Origin of the sequence: Streptomyces sp. NPDC085932 (assembly GCF_044540525.1) — a bacterium.
GTDB classification, from domain to species: domain Bacteria; phylum Actinomycetota; class Actinomycetes; order Streptomycetales; family Streptomycetaceae; genus Streptomyces; species Streptomyces levis.
This window is the reverse complement of record NZ_JBITSJ010000005.1, coordinates 344,348-360,921: the sequence shown is the minus strand read 5'-3', so window position 1 is coordinate 360,921 and position 16,574 is coordinate 344,348. Positions and strand designations below refer to the sequence as shown.

12 protein-coding genes are annotated in these 16,574 nt (G+C 73.8%); 5 read left to right on the top strand and 7 right to left on the bottom strand.

All coding sequences use genetic code 11. The annotated features are described in order from the left end of the window. Positions 1-4: 4 nt before the first annotated feature. The 4 genes from ACIGAQ_RS25720 to ACIGAQ_RS25705 form a co-directional block, all read right to left on the bottom strand. Entirely contained in the window at positions 5-286 is a 282-nt protein-coding gene (locus tag ACIGAQ_RS25720; RefSeq protein ID WP_311681876.1) for a DUF3040 domain-containing protein, read from the bottom strand. A 393-nt stretch (positions 287-679) separates the two neighbouring features. Continuing rightward, the gene (locus ACIGAQ_RS25715; RefSeq protein ID WP_399786540.1) at positions 680-1,954 is read right to left on the bottom strand and encodes a cation:proton antiporter; all 1,275 of its coding nucleotides are present in this window, start codon (positions 1,952-1,954) and stop codon (positions 680-682) included. Between the two features lie 391 nt (positions 1,955-2,345). Continuing rightward, complete coding sequence (locus tag ACIGAQ_RS25710; protein WP_399786537.1) at positions 2,346-3,809, bottom strand: arabinose isomerase; 1,464 nt, start codon at positions 3,807-3,809, stop codon at positions 2,346-2,348. A gap of 34 nt (positions 3,810-3,843) precedes the next feature. Then, positions 3,844-5,106 carry an MFS transporter gene (locus ACIGAQ_RS25705; RefSeq protein ID WP_362278906.1) on the bottom strand — a complete coding sequence of 421 codons (1,263 nt, stop codon included), beginning with the start codon at positions 5,104-5,106 and terminating at the stop codon, positions 3,844-3,846. A 219-nt stretch (positions 5,107-5,325) separates the two neighbouring features. Here ACIGAQ_RS25705 and ACIGAQ_RS25700 point away from each other — a divergent pair, with 219 nt between their 5' ends. Next, the gene (locus ACIGAQ_RS25700; protein ID WP_399786534.1) at positions 5,326-9,498 is read left to right on the top strand and encodes a glycosyl hydrolase; all 4,173 of its coding nucleotides are present in this window, start codon (positions 5,326-5,328) and stop codon (positions 9,496-9,498) included. Here the strand turns inward: ACIGAQ_RS25700 and ACIGAQ_RS25695 are convergent. Both ACIGAQ_RS25695 and ACIGAQ_RS25690 read right to left on the bottom strand, forming a co-directional pair. Beyond that, complete coding sequence (locus ACIGAQ_RS25695; RefSeq protein ID WP_399786531.1) at positions 9,495-10,517, bottom strand: LacI family DNA-binding transcriptional regulator; 1,023 nt, start codon at positions 10,515-10,517, stop codon at positions 9,495-9,497. The genes ACIGAQ_RS25700 and ACIGAQ_RS25695 overlap by 4 nt on opposite strands. An 85-nt stretch (positions 10,518-10,602) precedes the next feature. After that, positions 10,603-11,016 (bottom strand): helix-turn-helix domain-containing protein, encoded by a 414-nt coding sequence (locus ACIGAQ_RS25690; protein ID WP_399786528.1) that lies wholly within the window; start codon positions 11,014-11,016, stop codon positions 10,603-10,605. Positions 11,017-11,093: 77 nt separating this feature from the next. Between ACIGAQ_RS25690 and ACIGAQ_RS25685 the strand changes: the two genes are divergently transcribed. From ACIGAQ_RS25685 to ACIGAQ_RS25675, 3 genes are read left to right on the top strand one after another with little or no spacing between them, the layout of a single operon-like run. Beyond that, complete coding sequence (locus tag ACIGAQ_RS25685) at positions 11,094-11,945, top strand: class I SAM-dependent methyltransferase (RefSeq protein ID WP_399786525.1); 852 nt, start codon at positions 11,094-11,096, stop codon at positions 11,943-11,945. A 51-nt stretch (positions 11,946-11,996) separates the two neighbouring features. Further along, positions 11,997-12,707 (top strand): ThuA domain-containing protein, encoded by a 711-nt coding sequence (locus tag ACIGAQ_RS25680; RefSeq protein ID WP_399786522.1) that lies wholly within the window; start codon positions 11,997-11,999, stop codon positions 12,705-12,707. Then, positions 12,677-13,789 (top strand): Gfo/Idh/MocA family protein, encoded by a 1,113-nt coding sequence (locus ACIGAQ_RS25675; protein ID WP_399786519.1) that lies wholly within the window; start codon positions 12,677-12,679, stop codon positions 13,787-13,789. Before ACIGAQ_RS25680 ends, ACIGAQ_RS25675 begins: the two co-directional genes overlap by 31 nt. A gap of 5 nt (positions 13,790-13,794) precedes the next feature. Here ACIGAQ_RS25675 and ACIGAQ_RS25670 read toward each other — a convergent pair whose 3' ends face one another. Then, a complete protein-coding gene (locus tag ACIGAQ_RS25670; RefSeq protein ID WP_399786516.1) occupies positions 13,795-15,273 on the bottom strand; it encodes a glutamate--cysteine ligase in 1,479 nt (492 codons plus the stop codon). A gap of 122 nt (positions 15,274-15,395) precedes the next feature. Between ACIGAQ_RS25670 and ACIGAQ_RS25665 the strand changes: the two genes are divergently transcribed. Continuing rightward, a complete protein-coding gene (locus ACIGAQ_RS25665; RefSeq protein WP_399786513.1) occupies positions 15,396-16,574 on the top strand; it encodes an MFS transporter in 1,179 nt (392 codons plus the stop codon).

Genomic DNA, 16,574 nt, shown 5'->3' with positions numbered 1-16,574 from the left:
CCGGCTATCCGGGCCCTCGGTGGCCCGGGCGGGCCTGCTCCGGGTCGACCAGCTGCGCCGCCAGGCCGACGAGGACCAGTCCGCACGCGATGAGCAGGCCCTGGGACAGGGCGATGCCCGCCCCGAGCACGGCCACGCCGAGGGCGAGGCCCCACCAGGCACCGGTGCGCCGGTACTCCCGGGGCCGGACCGGGCGGCCGGACCGCAGGGCGCGGGCGAACCGGGGGTCCTCACGCTCCAGGCGCGCTGCGAGATCGACCAGACGTTCGTCTTCGGACGGGGGCACGGCGTCTCCTTCCGGAACCCGGCAGCGCTGGGGGGCAGGGCACGGCCGAGGCCATGACTCGTCCTGGGGGGCCGGGCCCTGTGATGCGGGAGACAGCCTGCCGCCGCTGTCCCACCGGGGCTTCAGCGTCTCTCCCCTCCAGAGGCGTCCGCCATCAGGCCCTGCCCCCATCCTTCCCGGTGGCCGCACCCCACGAACGCCGGGCGGTGGGGCGGCTGTTCGGTCCGGAAGTGGGTCGTGTCACGGATGGCGCCGGGGGCCGGACCAGGACACGCTGAACGGGAACGCTCCGAGGAGGCGACGCGCGGTGCCCTGCCCCCGGTGGGGCACCGCGACACCCCGGGGAACCCGGTGGGCAGACCGCGCCTGACACACCGGGTGTCCCGGGTGCCGCTAGCGCTCGGCCTCGGCGGGTTCCGGCACGGAGGGCGGGGCGTCGGCCGGGGTGGCGTCCACCGGATCCGGGGCGGACCGGTCGTAGGCCGTGCGGCCGGGCAGCAGGTCCCGGCCGGCCCGCAGCGCGCGGGCGAGCAGCTGCGCGCGGCCGGCGGCGATGGGGCCGAGGACCGCGAGGACGAGGACGTACCCCGCGATGAACGGCGCGAGACGGGGGTCCAGTCCGGCGGTGGCGGCCATGGCGGCGAGGATCAGCGCGAACTCCCCGCGGGCGACCAGGGTGGTGGCGATCTCGGCGGCGGTCTCGGTGCCGTAGCGGTACACCCGGGCGACCAGGAGGCCCGCGACGACGTTCATGACGACGGTCAGCGCGGCCGCCGCGGCGACCGGGCCGGCGACGGACAGGATGTCACCGGGGTCGATGGACAGGCCGAAGGCGAAGAAGAAGATGGCCGCGAAGGCGTCGCGCAGCGGGTGCACCAGGTCGCGGATGCGCGGGCCGGAGGGCGTGCCGGCGAGGATCAGGCCGACCATGAACGCGCCGATGGCGTCGGCGACTCCGAGGACCTCGGACACCCCGGCCACCAGGACGGCCGCGCCGAGGAAGCTGATGACGAGCAGTTCGTTGTCGCGGGTGGCGATCAGCCGTCCGACCAGCCGGGTGCCGTAGCGGGCCGCGGCGGCCAGCACCAGCAGGAACCCGAAGGCCTTGGCGCCCTGAAGGACCGTGTCGCCCACGCCCTGGGCGCCGCTGACGACCGGCTGGAGCGCGGCGAGGTACAGGGCGAGGAAGATGTCCTCCACGACGATGACGCCGAGGATGAGCCGCGTCTCGGGGCGGCCGATGCGGCCCAGGTCGATGAGGATCTTGGTGACGATGGCGGACGAGGAGATCCCGAGGACGCCGGCCAGGACGAGGGCCTCCCGGACGCCCCAGCCCAGGGCGAAACCGAAGGCCAGGCCCGCACCGACGTTGAGCAGCAGGTAGATGCCGCCCGCGGTCAGCAGGCGCCGGCCGCCGCTCTTGAGGTCGTCGAGGTGGAACTCCAGACCCAGGTAGAACAGCAGCAGCACCAGTCCGAGCGCGGAGAGCATCTCGAAGTCGTGCGCGTCCTCGACGATGACCAGGCCCGGGGTGTGCGGTCCGAGCAGGATGCCGGCGAGCATGAACAGCGGGATCGTCGGCAGGCCGATCCTGCCGCCGAGGCGGGCGAGGAGGGCGGCGGCGAGGAAGGCGCCGCCCATGGCGAGCAGGCTGTCAGCGTGTCCCACGGGTCACCGCCTTCGTGGACGCGCGACGGGCGGATCGTTTCATCGTGCGGGGACGGATAAGGGCTCCTCCTTGGTGGGGCGGTCCGGCGGGCGGCGTCGTGCGCCGCGCGGCTCGGACACGGTCGGCTCAGGGGCAATCCACACGTGCCGGGTCACCACGTGCGTCATCGCCACATGCGCTGTTGCCGCATGTGCTCTCGCCACATGGCTGTCGCCACGTGTGCGGTCGATACATGTGCAGCCGAGACTTGCTCGCTCGAAACACGCGGTCGGCCCGTGCGAGGTCGGCTCGGGTGACGTTGCCAGCCTCACACGGGTGCCGGTGGCGTCACCATCGGTGGCCGCACCCATATCCGGGCGGAGACGACACCCATCCGGCCCTGTGGTCCCGTCACACGTGCCGGTGTCCGATGCCCAGCAGACCGGCCGCCGCCGAGAAGTCCGCGGCGTGGTGGCCGAGGGCGAGGGACCAGTGGTGGCCCACGCCCGTGGCGCTCCACGCGTCGACCCATTCGCCGGGATCGCGGCCGAAGTCGACGCGGCTGGTGGTGTTGCCGATCTCCAGCAGCGGTCCGGGGACGACGGTGCCCTCGGAGGTGACGAACGACAGGCTGCCATCCGCGTCCTGGCCCAGTCCGAGCAGGGTGACGGGCCCGTGCCGGACGTCGAACTCGACGCTGACGCCCCAGCCCCGTTTGCCGTGGTAGACGCCGAGGCCGCGCAGCAGCGGGTCGCGGGAGGCGACGGCTAGGTGGGCGGGGCCGTCGTGGCCCATCTCCACCACGCCGTCCTCGAAGTTCAGGGCCTGGATCTCCGTGAAGGACCCGCCGGTGCCGGCACTCTGGGAGGCCAGCTGGGCGACGGAGGTGCGCAGTTCGTACTCGCCGGCCGCGGGCACGCCCCGGGCGGTGAGCAGGGAGGCGCCGAGGATCATGCCGGCGCCGAGCCGCTCGTGCAGTTCGCCGTCGAGGCCGCGGTGGTAGTACGCGAGGCTGTCGAGTCCGAAGTCCGCCACGAGCCGGTCCAGGGCGACCGAGACGGTCGCGCCCCAGGCGAAGTCCTCCTCGTCGACGCTGTCGTCCAGGGTGAAGACCTGCCGGGCGAGCGCCATCCGCTCCCGTGTCTCGGTCTCGGTCACCCGCTCCACGCGGTGCCGCAGGTCGTCGAACTCCAGCACCTCCACGTGCGAGCCGAACGTCGCGGACAGCAGGGTCGGGTCGGTCTGCACGTCCAGCATGCCGGGATACACGTGCCCCATGAGGCCGTGCCGGGCGTGCCGGAGCGCCGCGCGGACGTGCGCGGCCCGGATCCACCGCTCGATGCGCCGCCACGCGGACTCCTGCCGCAGCCAGCCCGACACCGACCGGAAGGGGATGCCGGCGCGCCGGAAGACGTTGCCGACCTCGGGGACCGGGCACTGCCCGCAGTAGGCCAGCCAGGCGCCGGTGTCGAAGGAGGCGTGGTCCATCCGCTCGGTCGGCTGGAGGTCGACGACCAGCACGGGCGTGTGCGCGCGCTGGGCGATCGGCAGCACCATCGAGGAGGTGAGGTACGTGGTCAGGAACAGCACGATCAGGTCGCAGTCGGCGCGGCGCAACTGCTCGGCCGCGCGCGCTCCTTCCTGCGCGTCGGAGACGAACCCGGCGTCGGTCACCTCGGTGTCCATGGCCCGCAGGCGCTCGGCGACGTGGGCGGCGGACTCCCGCAGCTGCGGCAGGAGGCCGGGGAACTGTGGCCAGTAGGTGCCCAGTCCGCCGGCGACCAGCCCGACGCGGGTGCGGCGCCGGGTGACCGGGGGCAGCAGGTCGTGCAGGGCGGCGGCCCGTACGGCCGTGCGGTCCGCGGACGTTGCCATGGTCGGTGCTCCTTGTCGGTCGGTCGGCTGCGACTCAGGTGCTGGGGACGCGCAGTCCCGCTCTGCCGGGCACCGCACCGGGGGCACGCGGGACCAGGACGCGGATGATGAACACGCCCGCGAACGCCGCGGCCGTCATGCAGGCGGTGATCGTCCAGAGCAGGACGGCCGGGCTGTGGTCGGCGAGGGCGGGCGTGAAGAACGCGGCGATCGCGAACACCCCGCGGGACAGGGCGTAGGTGAGGCCCTGGGTGGTGCCGCGGGTGTCGGCGGGCAGCGTGAGCTGCGACCACACCTTGTAGTTGGCCTCGCCCGCGAAGGGGTTGGAGAGCTGGTAGAGCACGAAGAAGACGAGCATGCCGGCGAGCGCGCCGGCGGTGAGGGAGGCGATGACGAAGGCCAGGATCTGCACGACCGCGGCCACGTGGAAGAGCCGGTCGCGCCAGGGGCTGTCGGCGACCCGGACGAATGCGAAGGTCAGCAGCACGCCGATGGGGATGAAGGCCAGGTTGATGCCGGTGGCCAGGCTCTGGGAGGCGTCGCTGACGGTGACGAGGAGGTAGGTGCCGAACTGGCCGAAGGTGTTGGCGCCCAGGCCCCACGTGACGTAGAAGACGAAGGTCGCGGTCATCGGCAGCAGGGCGGCGCGGGTCCACACGTTCTTCAGCGAGATGCCCCGCGGGGCGTCCTGCGGCTGCGCAGCGTCCGGCTCGTGCGCTCCGGGCAGTTTCAGCCGGGAGCGCAGGGCCCAGGTGACGAGCGCGGCGACGGCCAGTTGCCCGGTGATGAGCCGGGCGCCGGTCATCCCGGTGGTGGACAGCACGAAGCCGAGGAAGACGGCGACGGTGATGCCCAGCATCCACATGACCTGGGTGAACGCCACGAGTCTGCCCCGGGCCCAGGACGGCGCGGCGTCCGACACCACCGCCAGGGAGGTCGGCAGGTCGGCGCCCGCCGCGAGCCCCGCGACGAAGACGCCGACGAGCAGGGTGACGTCGTCCGGTGCCAGCGTGATGACGAGGGCGCCGAGCGCGAAGCAGAAGATGTCCCAGTTGTAGACGCGGCGGCGGCCGAACAGGTCGGCCAGCCGTCCGCCGACCAGGGACCCGACGGCGATGCAGCCGGTGACCAGCGCGCTGACCGCCCCGGCCGTCCACACGCCCATGTCGTAACTGTCGCGGTAGATGGCCAGGTTGACGGAGATGCTCACGATCAGCCCGGCGTCGAGGTAGGAGGCCATGCCCGACAGCGCGGCGGCCTTCCAGAGCGGTTTCGGGATGGGGCGGGTACCGGCCATGAGGCGACTCCGTCGTCCGGTGACAGCGCGGTTCCTGGGGCCTGGTCGCAGCGAATATAGGGCGGTAAAAACGTTGCAACAAGGTGTCGCGCACGGATGCGTGGGACGGCATCGGCACCGTCCTCCCGTTCCCGCGCTCTGGCGTGACTTCTCCAGCTCGCCTACGGTGAGGACGGACCGAGATCGGACGGAAAACGTTTCAGGGGAAGGACCGCCTCCGTGCTCTCCCCCGCTCTCCGGCAGCTGTTCGACGACCCGCCCCGGGCGTTCGGCCCCACTCCCCTGTGGTGGTGGTCGGGCGCCAAGGTCACCCGCGACCGACTCGCCTGGCAGCTGCGGGCGTTCGCGCGGGGCGGTGTCCACAACCTCGTGGTGATCAACCTGGCCCCGGCCGGTCCGGCCTTCGGCGCCCGGGCGGACGACCCCGCCTGGTTCAGCGAGGAGTGGTGGGCGCGCTTCACCGACGCCTGCGAGATCGCCGCCGGCCTGGGCACGCGGCTGTGGTTCTACGACCAGATCGGCTTCTCGGGCGCCAACGTGCAGGGGCAGGTGACGCGGCGTCACCCGAAGGCGGCCGGGCTCGCCTTGCGCTGCCGCGCGGCGCGGGTCGTCCGGGGCGGTGTCGCCCTGCGGGAGGCCGAGACACTCCTGGCCGCGTACGGTGCGCGGGGCCGGCGCCTCGGCGTCGACGCGGACGGGGCTGTCGCAGCCGGCGACGGAACGCAGGTGCGGCTCGTCACGGCTGTCCCGACCGCGTTCGACTACCTGGCCCCGTACGCGGTCGGCCTGTTGATGGACGCGGTGCACCACGAGTACGACCGCCGTGTGCCCCGGTACCTGGGCACGGTGGTCGCGGGCAGCTTCCAGGACGAGCTGCCCGGCACGAACGCCTGGAGCCACCGCTTCGCCGAGGAGTTCCGCACGCGGCGGGGCTACGACCTGCTGGACCATCTGCCGGCGTTGTTCGGGACGGACGCCGGGGTGCCGGAGGGAAAGGTCCGCGCCGACTACTACGCCGTGCGGGCGCAGCTCACCGAGGAGGCGCTGTTCCGGCCGCTCGCCGACTGGCACCGGGAGCGGGGCCTGCTGCTGGGCAGCGACCAGAGCCATCCGGCCCGCGCGGGCCACCCGGCCCAGGCGACACAGATCTACACCGACTACTTCCGCACCCACCGCTGGTACGGCGCGGCGGGCAGCGACCACCACGGCGACGCGAAGGTGCACTCCTCCATGGCGCACCTCTACGGCCACGAGCGGGTGTGGATCGAGGCGTTCCACTCCTCCGGCTGGGGCGGCACGCTGGAGGAGACGTACGCCTGGCTGCTGCCCTTCCTGCGCAGCGGCGCCAATCTGTACAACCCGCACGCCAGTTACTTCGGCACCGCGGGCGGCTGGTTCGAGTGGGCGCCGCCGTCGACGGACTGGCGCCAGCCGTACTGGAAGCAGTACCCGGCGTTCTCCCGGGCCGTGGCGCGGATCTGCTCGATCATGTCGTGGGGTGGCTACGCGGCCGAGGTGGCGGTGCTGCACCCCACCGCGACCATGCAGGCGCTGCTGCCGCTGGACGCCCCCGTGCGGCACTTCGGCGACGGCCGGCTGGGTGCGGGCCACGCCGCCGCCGACGAGACGCAGCGGCACTACCTGGACCTGTGCGGCACGAACAACTGGCTGGCCCCGCACGCCGGTTCCCTGGACCGGCACGGGATCTCCTTCGACGTGATCGACGACGACTCGGTGCGGCGTGCCGGGCTCCGCGGGGGCGCCCTGCGGATCAGGGACCTGGCGTACCGCGCGGTGCTGCTGCCGTCGGCGAGCGTGCTGGAGGAGGGGACGGCGCGGCGGCTGGCCGAACTGCTCGACGCGGGCGGCCGGGTCGTGGTCGTCGGGCGGCCGCCCGCCACGGCGGCGGGCCGTGACGGGGACGACTCCGTCGTCGCCTCCCTGACCGCCCACCCACGACTGGAACGCGTGCCCGACCCGGAGGCCGCGGCGGCCGTGCTGGCCGATGTGGCCGGGTACGCGACGGGTGAGGTGCCGCTGCTGGTGCGGCGGCGGGACGGTGAGGGGGTGGCGCTGGTGACGGCGGCCTTCCCGGAGATCGGGCCGCACCCGCTGCGGCCGGGCACGGCCCCGGCCGTCGTCCGCACGTCGACGGTGACCGTACGGGCCCGGGTCGCCGAGGCCGAGGTGTGGAACCCGGCGAACGGCTCACGCCACACCGCGCGCGTGACGGTCTCCGGCGACGGCAGCCTCTCGCACGTCGAGGTGCCGCTGGAGGGCGCGCCCGCGGTGCTGGTCGTCTGGCGCGAGGACCGGGAGACACCCGGGCCGCACGGGCCTGCCACCCGCCCGGAATCGGCCCCGCCGACCGGGCTGTCGCAGCCGGACCAGGACCGACCGGGCGAGGGCCGAGCGACCGAGGCGCGGCCGAGCGAGGACGCGAACGCGTACTCGGCGGAGGAGATGCCCATCGAGGGACGGCCGTGCGAGGGGGTCGTCGACCTGTCGTCCGGCTGGCAGGGGCGGCTGGTCCCCACCTTGGACAACACCTGGGGCGACCTCGCCCTGCCCCCGGGCTCGCCCGTGGACGAACCGCAGATCTGGACCATGGAGTGGACCGAGGACAGGGCGGGGACCGAGGACACGGAGTGGACCGAGGACACGGAGTGGCGACGGACCCGGGCCACGTACGGCAACCGCGTCCGGGTCCTGCCCCCGGTCCCGGCCGCCGAGGCCCCCGAGCCACTGGACGCCGCGGGCGCGGAGCGCGTCCTGGCGGGCGAACTGCCGCTCGCGCCGCCGGAGTCGGGCTGGGACCTCGCGGTGTACTCGTCGAGCCGTGGCCTGCCGGACCAGGGCGGGCTGCTGGGCACCAAGGGGCTGGTGAACGAGGAGTTCGTACGGGTCCCCGTGCCGGCCGGCGGGGCGATCGCCCGGGTCCGGGCGGTCGTGGAGACCGAGCGGCGGGGTCCTGCCGAGCTGCACGTGGGCGCGGAGGCGGTCAAGCGCGTGTGGTGGAACGGCGAGTTGCTGGTCCGGCGGGAACGCGGGTACGTGGCCTGCGCCCCGGTGACCGTGGTGCGCGCACGGAACGTCCTGGAGTACGAACTGTCCGGCGCCGAGGACCGGCCGACGACGATCTCCGCAACCGGCGGCACGCCGCTCGGCAGCTTCTTCTGCCTGTCCGAGCCGGGCGGGTCCGGGACCCGGCCGCGGTTCATGCGCCCGCCCGACGGTGTGCGGCCGGACGGTCCGGTGACCTACCGCGCGCAGTTCCGGGCCCCGGACGGCGACGCCCCGGCGGTGCTGGTCGTGGGGGCCGCGTCGGCGGTCACCGTGCTGATCGACGGGGAGGTGGTGGCCCGGCAGGAGAAGGTGGAGTACTACGAGGCGGACTGGGGCGCCGTGCCCATGTTCTTCCGGCACGCGCCGGTGCTCGGGGCGGGTGAGCACACGCTGGAGGTCGTCTCCGGCTCCGCGGACGCGGTGTTCGTCGACCTGGTGGCGGGGAGCGGCGACGCGGTGGGGGCCCTGGTCAGCGGCGCCGGCTGGGAGGCCGTGGCGGGGGCGTGGCGGGGCCGGACCGTCGAGGACGAGCGCAGGCGCGGGGAGCTGCGGCACTGCCACGCCGCCGTGCGGCCGCACCCGCTGCCGGACACCGCGTGGCTCACGGGTCGTCCGGTGCTCGGCGGTGCCGTGTGGCCGTCACGGGCCACCGACGACGTCCGGGCCTCGCCCCAGCGCTTCCGGTTCACCGTGCCCCCGGGAACGGTGTCGCTCCGCCTGCCGTCGGCGCTGCACGCGCGCGTGCGGGTCGGTGACGGCGCGGAGCTCCCCTTGGCGGGCGAGCGTCTGACGCTCGATCAGCCGTTGACGGCGCCGACCCGGGTCGAGGTCGTCACGGAGCCGACGGCGTTCCTGCGCGGCGGCTCCGCCTGGCGCGGACCGGTGCGGGTGCGGACCGTGCCGGCGCCGCTGCCGCTGGGCGACTTGCGCGAGCTGGGGCTGGGCAGCTGGAGCGGGGGCGTGACCTGGGCGCGCAAGGTCCGGGTGCCGCCCGGGCCCGATCCGGTGCTCGACCTCGGGCGGGTGCGGGGCAGCGTGGAGGTGGCGGTGGACGGGGAGTTCGCCGGGGAGGCGTTCTGCGCGCCGTACCGGTTCCCGCTGCGCGGTGCGGCCGGGCGGACCGTCCGGCTGGAGGTGACCGTGCGGGGGACGCTGGCGCCGTACCTCGCGGAGGCCACCCCGACGCAGTGGGCCTTCGACTCCCAGCTGGCGACGGGTCTGTTCGGGCCCGTGACGCTGCGGATCCCGTCCTGGGTCGTGTCCGCGAAGTCCCCCTCGTCCGCCCGGACGCCGCGAGGCAGGAGGCGCTGTGCGGACACGTCCTAGGGCCGGTCGCCGGGTGGGCGGGTCGAGTCGCGCAGGACCAGGCGCGGGGCGAACACGCGGGTCTCGTGGACGTGGTCGGCGCGGGCCTCGATCTCGTCGAGCAGCATCTCCACGGCCGCCCGGCCGAGGTCCTCGACCGGCTGCCGGACCGTGGTCAGGGTCGTCGCGCCGAAGTCCGCGATGTCGAGGTCGCCGTAGCCGACGACCCGGACGTCCTCCGGGACGCGCACGCCGCGTTCGGTCAGCCCCCGGCACAGGCCGGCGGCGAGGAAGTCGTTGGTGCAGAACACCCCGTCGGGCAGGTCCTTCAGGCCGTGCGCGATGTCCGTGCCGTAGGCGACGGTCATCCGCTCGGCGACGACCTGGTCCAGTCGCGCCTCGCGGCGGCTGCGCACGGCCTGCCGGGCTCCCTGGTAGCGGTCGGCGCACTGGCGGATGCCGCGCTCGCCGTTGACGACGAGGATGTCGCGCGCCCCGCTGTCGAAGAGGTGCTGCACGGCGATGCGGCCGCCGGCGATGTCGTCGACGGAGACCGAGCAGCCGTCCCGGTCGGGCATGGCACGGTCGGCGAGGACCAGCGGGATGCCCCGTTCGCGCAGCCGGGCCAGCCGGCCCGGGTCGGCACCGAGCGGCACGACGACCACGCCGACGGCCCGTTGCCCGACGAGCATGCCGAAGTAGCCCTGCTCGCGCTCGGGGTCGTCGCCGCTGTGGCACAGGACGAGTGCGTGGCCGTGGTCGTAGGCGGCGTCGGCCGCGCCGCGGGCGATGCGCGCGTAGAAGGAGTTGGTGACGTCGGGCAGCACCAGGCCGATCGCGCCGGCCCGTCCGGTGCGCAGGGCGGCGGCTCCGGGGTGCGGGACGTAGTCGAGTTCGGCGACGGCGACGCGCACGCGCTCGGCGGTACGGGCGTTGACGCGCTCGGGCCGGTTGAGGACGTTGGACACCGTGGACACCGAGACGCCGGCGGCGGCCGCGACGTCCTGGATGCGGGCGGGGCGAGCCGGAATGGCGTCCACCCCCTCGCTGTTGCGGCCGTGCGACCAGGCACGACGGTGGCCTTCCCGGAGCGCCGCAAGTATAACGTGGAACGTTTTTCGCCGGTCAGCGTCCGGGCACGCGCCGTCCGGGCGCCGTCGCCTCGGCGAGGAGGCGGCGGAAGGTGGGGCATTGCAGGTGGCTGGGCGCTGGGCACGCGGCGGCGTGCCGCAGGGAGTCGCGCAGCGCCCCCAGTTCGCGGATCCTGCGGTCCAGCTCCTCCGCCTTGTCCGTGAGCATCTGCCGGTCGATGCGGGGCCGGCCGTCGGGGGCGAACATGCGGGCGATCTCGTCGAGCGAGAAGCCGGCCGTGCGGCCCAGCGCGATCAGCGCCAGCCGCTCCAGCACCCCCGGGTCGTACTGGCGGCGCAGGCCCCGCCGGCCGGTCGGGGCGATCAGCCCCTTCTCCTCGTAGAAGCGCAGGGTCGACGCGGGCAGCCCGGCGCGCTGCGCCACTTCGGCGATGTCCAGCTCCGTCATTCCCTTGACCTCAAGTCGGCTTGAAGTAGAACGCTGTCATCCCCGCCGGACGTAGGCAAGCAGGAGGAGAGACGACGATGAACGCCCCGCGCAGAAACGACGACGACCAGACGGCCCGCTGGAACGGTCCCGCCGGACACGCCTGGGTGGACCTCCACGAGGTGCTGGACGGCATGTTCCGGCCCTTCGAGGAGCTGCTCGTCGAGGCCGTGGCGGCTCGGCACGCGGGCAGCGTGCTCGACGTCGGGTGCGGCACGGGCGCGGTGACCCGGGCCGTCGCACGACGGGCCGGTCACTGCGTCGGCATCGACCTGTCCGAGCCGATGATCGACGCCGCCCGCGGGTACGCGGAGCGGGAGGGCGTGCCGGCGTCCTTCGTCCGGGGCGACGCCCAGGAGTACGCGTTCGAGCCGGCCGGCTTCGACGCCGTCGTCTCACGCTTCGGTGTCATGTTCTTCGGCGATCCCGTCCGGGCGTTCACGAATCTGCGCGGTGCGGTCAAGGACGAGGGCGCCCTGCGGCTGGTGGTGTGGCGCGGTCCCGAGGAGAACCCGTTCATGACGACGGCCGAGCGCGCCGCGGCCCCCTTCGTGCCGGACCTCCCGCCGCGCCGGCCCGACCAGCCGGGGCAGTTCGCCTTCGCCGATCCGCAGCGGGTCCACCGCATCCTCGCGGAGAGCGGATGGGCCGGGATCGACCTGCGGCCGGTCGACGCGGTCTGCACCCTGCCCGAGAGGGAACTCGTCCGGTACTTCACCCGGCTCGGGCCCCTCGGCACGGTCCTGCCCGGGGTGGACGAGGCGACCCGCGCGCGCATCGTCGACGCGGTCCGCCCGGCGTTCGAGCCCTTCGTGCAGGGACCGGACGTCCGTTTCACGGCGGCCTGTTGGACGGTCTCCGCGCAGGCCGCTCCCGCGAAACTTTCGTGACACTCCGCCCTCTTTTCGAAAGGCGGGCGCGGTGCGCATAGTGAGATCACGATGACGCAGAAGAGAGCGCTGGTGGTCCGGGGCGGTTGGGAAGGCCACGAGCCGGTCAAGGCGACGGAGCTGTTCCTGCCCTTCCTCCGGGACCACGGATACGCCGTCCGGGTCGAGGAGTCGACCGACGTCTACGCCGACAGAGCCGCGATGGCCGGCACCGACCTCGTGGTGCAGTGCGTGACGATGTCGCAGATCACGCCCGAGCAGCTGGCGGGACTGAGTTCGGCGGTCGTCGCCGGCACCGGCTTCACCGGCTGGCACGGCGGCATCGCCGACTCGTTCCGCGCGTCGGCCGAGTATCTGCACCTGGTGGGCGGCCAGTTCGCCACCCACCCCGGCAAGGAGCCGTGCGAGCGGCGCGGCGAGGCGGCGGACAACTTCCTGCCGCACACCATCACCTTCACCGAGGCCGGCCGCGCCCATCCGGTCACCGCGGGCATCGAGGACTTCGCGCTGCACACCGAGCAGTACTGGGTGCTGCACGACGACCTCGTCGACGTCCTGGCGACCACCACGCACCCGGTCCGGGCGTGGGAGCCCTGGCACCGGCCGGTCACCTCACCGGCGGTCTGGACGCGCCGCTGGGGTGCCGGGCGGATCGTGGTGACGACCCCCGGGCACAGCCTCGACGTGCTGGAGCACCCCCACGTCCGCACCATCATCGAGAGGGGCATGCTGTGGGCGACGCGCACCGTGTCGGCGTCGTAGGGCTCGGGGTCATCTCGGGTGCCTATCTGGACACGCTCGCCGGCCATCCCGCCGTACGTGTCACCGCGGTCGCCGACCTCGACGCGGCCCGGTCGGCCGCTGCCGCCGCCGCGCTGCCGGACGCCCGGGCGATGACCGTCGAGGAGCTGCTGCACAGCCCGGACGTCGACACGGTCCTGAACCTCACCACGCCGGCCGCCCACGCCGGGATCGCCCTCGGGGCGATCGCCCACGGCAAGCACGTCTACGGGGAGAAGCCCCTGGCGGCGGGCCTGGAGGAGGCCCGGGCCGTCATGGCGGCCGCCGCGCGCACGGGTGTCCGGGTGGGTTGTGCGCCGGACACCGTGCTGGGGACGGGCGTGCAGACGGCCCGCGCGGCCGTGGAGGCGGGCAGCATCGGCCGCCCCCAGTTCGCCTCGGCCGTGATGGTCACCCCGGGCCACGAACGCTGGCACCCCCACCCGGACTTCTACTACACGGCCGGCGGCGGTCCACTGCTGGACATGGGCCCGTACTACCTCACGTCCCTCGTCCATCTGCTGGGCCCGGTGCGTGCCGTGATCGGGGCGGCCGGCCGGTTGCGCGACGAGCGCGTCATCGGTTCCGGGCCGCGCACGGGCGAGCGGATACCGGTCGAGGTGGACAGCCATGTCTCGGGTGTGCTGGAGCACGTGAACGGGACGCTGACGACCCTGACGACGAGCTTCGACGGGGTCGCGACCACGGCCGCCCCGATCGAGGTGCACGGCGAGCAGGGCAGCCTCTCGGTCCCGGATCCGAACCGCTTCGACGGGGAGGTGCGGGTCCATGCCCTCGGCGACACCCAGTGGCGCGCTCTGCCGGTGTCGGCCGGCTACGAGGACGGGGCGCGCGGCGTCGGCCTGCTGGACTTCCTCTCCGCCGACGGGCGGCGGGCGAACGGCGAGGTCGCCCTGCACGTCCTGGAGACGATGACCGCCCTGCTCCGTTCCGCGGCGCAGGGGCGGCGCGTGGAGCTGACGACGTCGGCGGTGGTGCCCGCGCCCGTGCCGCTGACGGCGGCCGCGGAGTGGCGGGGCCGGTCCGCTCCCAGCCCCGTGTGATCCCGTCAGTCCACCGGCCAGGTGTGCGCGGGCGCGTTCATGTGCATGTAGTCCATGTACGTCCTGGTCATCTGCCGCAGTGCCTCACGCCGGTCGGAGATACCTGCCTTCTCCAGGTGGTGCACCGTCTCCGCCTGCCACAGCGCACCGTTGCGGGCGGTGACGCAGCGCTGTTCGATGATGCCGAGCAGCGGTTCGCGCCACTCGGCGTCCATGCCGGCCAGTTCCAGGCCCCGGTGGGCCAGGGGCAGCAGGCGGCGCAACACCAGTTCCGTGACGGGCACTTCGCCCACCCCGGGCCAGTACAGGCGGGCGTCGATGCCGTCGCGGGCCGCGGTGTGCAGGTTCTCCTCGGCGACCGAGAAGGACATCCGGGTCCACACCGGCCGGTCCTCGTCGACCAGGGCGCGGGTCAGGCCGTAGTAGAAGGCGCCGTTGGCGATGATGTCCGCCACCGTGGGCCCGGCCGGCAGCACCCGGTTCTCGATGCGCAGGTGCGGACCGCTGTCGGTGACCGCGTAGATGGGGCGGTTCCAGCGGTAGATCGTGCCGTTGTGGAGGGTGAGTTCGCCCAGCTGCGGGACCCGGCCGTTGTCGAGTTCCCGTTGCGGGTCCTCGTCCTCGCACAGCGGCAGCAGGGCCGGGAAGTAGCGGACGTTCTCCTCGAAGAGGTCGAAGACGCTGGTGATCCAGCGCTCCCCGAACCACACCCGGGGCCGCACTCCCTGTGCCTTGATCTCCTCGGGACGGGTGTCGGTGGCCTGCTCGAACAGGGGGATGCGCGTCTCGCGCCACAGCTCCTTGCCGAACAGGAAGGGCGAGTTGGCGGCGAGGGCGATCTGCACGCCCGCGATGGCCTGGGCGGCGTTCCAGTAGTGCGGGAACTCCCGGGGGGCGACCTGGAGGTGGAACTGGGTGCTGGTGCAGGCAGCCTCGGGGGTGATGGTGTCGGCGTACGTCGACAGGCGCTCCACCCCGTCGACCGTGATCCGCAGGTCCTCGCCGCGCGCTGCGAAGATCTGCTCGTTGAGCAGCCGGTAGCGGGGGTCCCCGGAGAGGGCCGCCTCGCTCACGTCGGACTCCCCCAGGGTGGGCAGGATGCCCACCATGATCAGGTGGGCTCCCACGGCCGCGGCGCGGTCCTCGGCATGGTTGAGGGCGTCGCGGATCGCCTGCTCCCAGTCGCCGGGGCCGCCCGTCGTCAGCTCCCGGGGCGGGATGTTGATCTCCAGGTTGAAGCGGCCCAGCTCGCTGGACCAGGCCGGGTCGGCGATCGCCCGCAGCACGTCGGTGTTGCGCATCGCCGGCAGCCCGTGGTCGTCCACGAGATTGAGCTCGATCTCCAGGCCGACCCGGGGACGCTCGCTCTCGAAGCCGGACTCGCGCAGCATCCGCGCCAGCACCTCGAGGTCGGTGTGCATCTTCTCCCGGTACCGGCGGCGGTCCTCTCGTGTGAACACGAGGGCCGGCACGTCACGTCCCATCGTGCCCTCCGGAGCTCCTTCGGCGGATGCGTACCGTCCAAGCCTCGCACCTTGTCCCCGGGGCCGCACCCACCTAGCCTGAGTTTGTGCCGCAGATAAACAAATCCCGAACGCACAGTGCCGTGCCGGGCAACGGCGACTCCCTCACCCGGCTCCGCGCCGTCCTCACCGTCTTCTTCGCCCTGGACGGCTTCGTCTTCGCCGGCTGGGTCGTCCGGATCCCCGCGATCAAGGAACAGACGAACGCCTCCGCCAGTGCCCTCGGCCTCACCCTGCTGGGCGTCTCCGCGGGGGCCGTCGTCACCATGACCCTCACCGGGCGGCTGTGCCGCCGCTACGGCAACCACCGGGTCACCGTCGTCTGCGCGGTCCTGCTCTCGCTCAGCGTCGCCCTGCCGCCGCTCACCCGTTCGGCCCTCGCGCTCGGGCTCGTCCTGCTGCTCTTCGGTGCCGCGTACGGCGGGATCAACGTCGCCTTCAACAGCGCCGCCGTCGAGCTGGTGGCCGCGCTGCGGCGGCCGATCATGCCGAGCTTCCACGCCGCGTTCAGCCTGGGCGGCATGATCGGCGCGGGGCTGGGCGGGCTGGTCGCCGGGTCCCTCTCCCCCACCCGGCACCTGCTGCTGCTCACGGTCGTCGGGCTGGTGGTGACCGCGGCCGCGGGCCCCACGCTGCTGCGGCACGAGCCGCCGGCACCTCCGGAGCGGGAGCGCCCCGGGGACACCGCCCCGCGCCGCCCGGACGGCCGCACGCGGGTCCTGGTGCTCGTCTTCGGCCTGATCGCCGGGTGCACCGCGTACGGCGAGGGGGCGCTGGCCGACTGGGGCGCCCTGCATCTGGAACAGGACCTGCGCGCCTCCGCCGGTGCCGCGGCCGCCGGCTACTCCTGCTTCGCGCTCGCCATGACGGTCGGGCGGCTGACCGGCACGACCCTGCTGGAACGCCTGGGGCGGACCCGGACCGTCGTCGCCGGCGGCACCACCGCGGCGGCGGGCATGCTGCTGGGCGCTCTGGCGCCCTCGCTGTGGGCGGCGCTGCTCGGCTACGCGGTCACGGGCCTGGGCCTCGCGAACCTCTTCCCCGTGGCGGTCGAGCGGGCGGGGGCCCTGGCCGGCCCGAGCGGAGTCGCCACGGCCTCCACGCTGGGCTACGGGGGGATGCTCCTCGGCCCGCCCGCGATCGGCTTCATGGCGGACTGGTTCACACTGCCGGCCGCGCTGACCAGCGTGGCGCTGCTGGCCGCGGTGGCGGCGGCGGTCGGGGCGCTGGTCGCGCGGCCCGCCGGCCGGGCCGGCGGATGA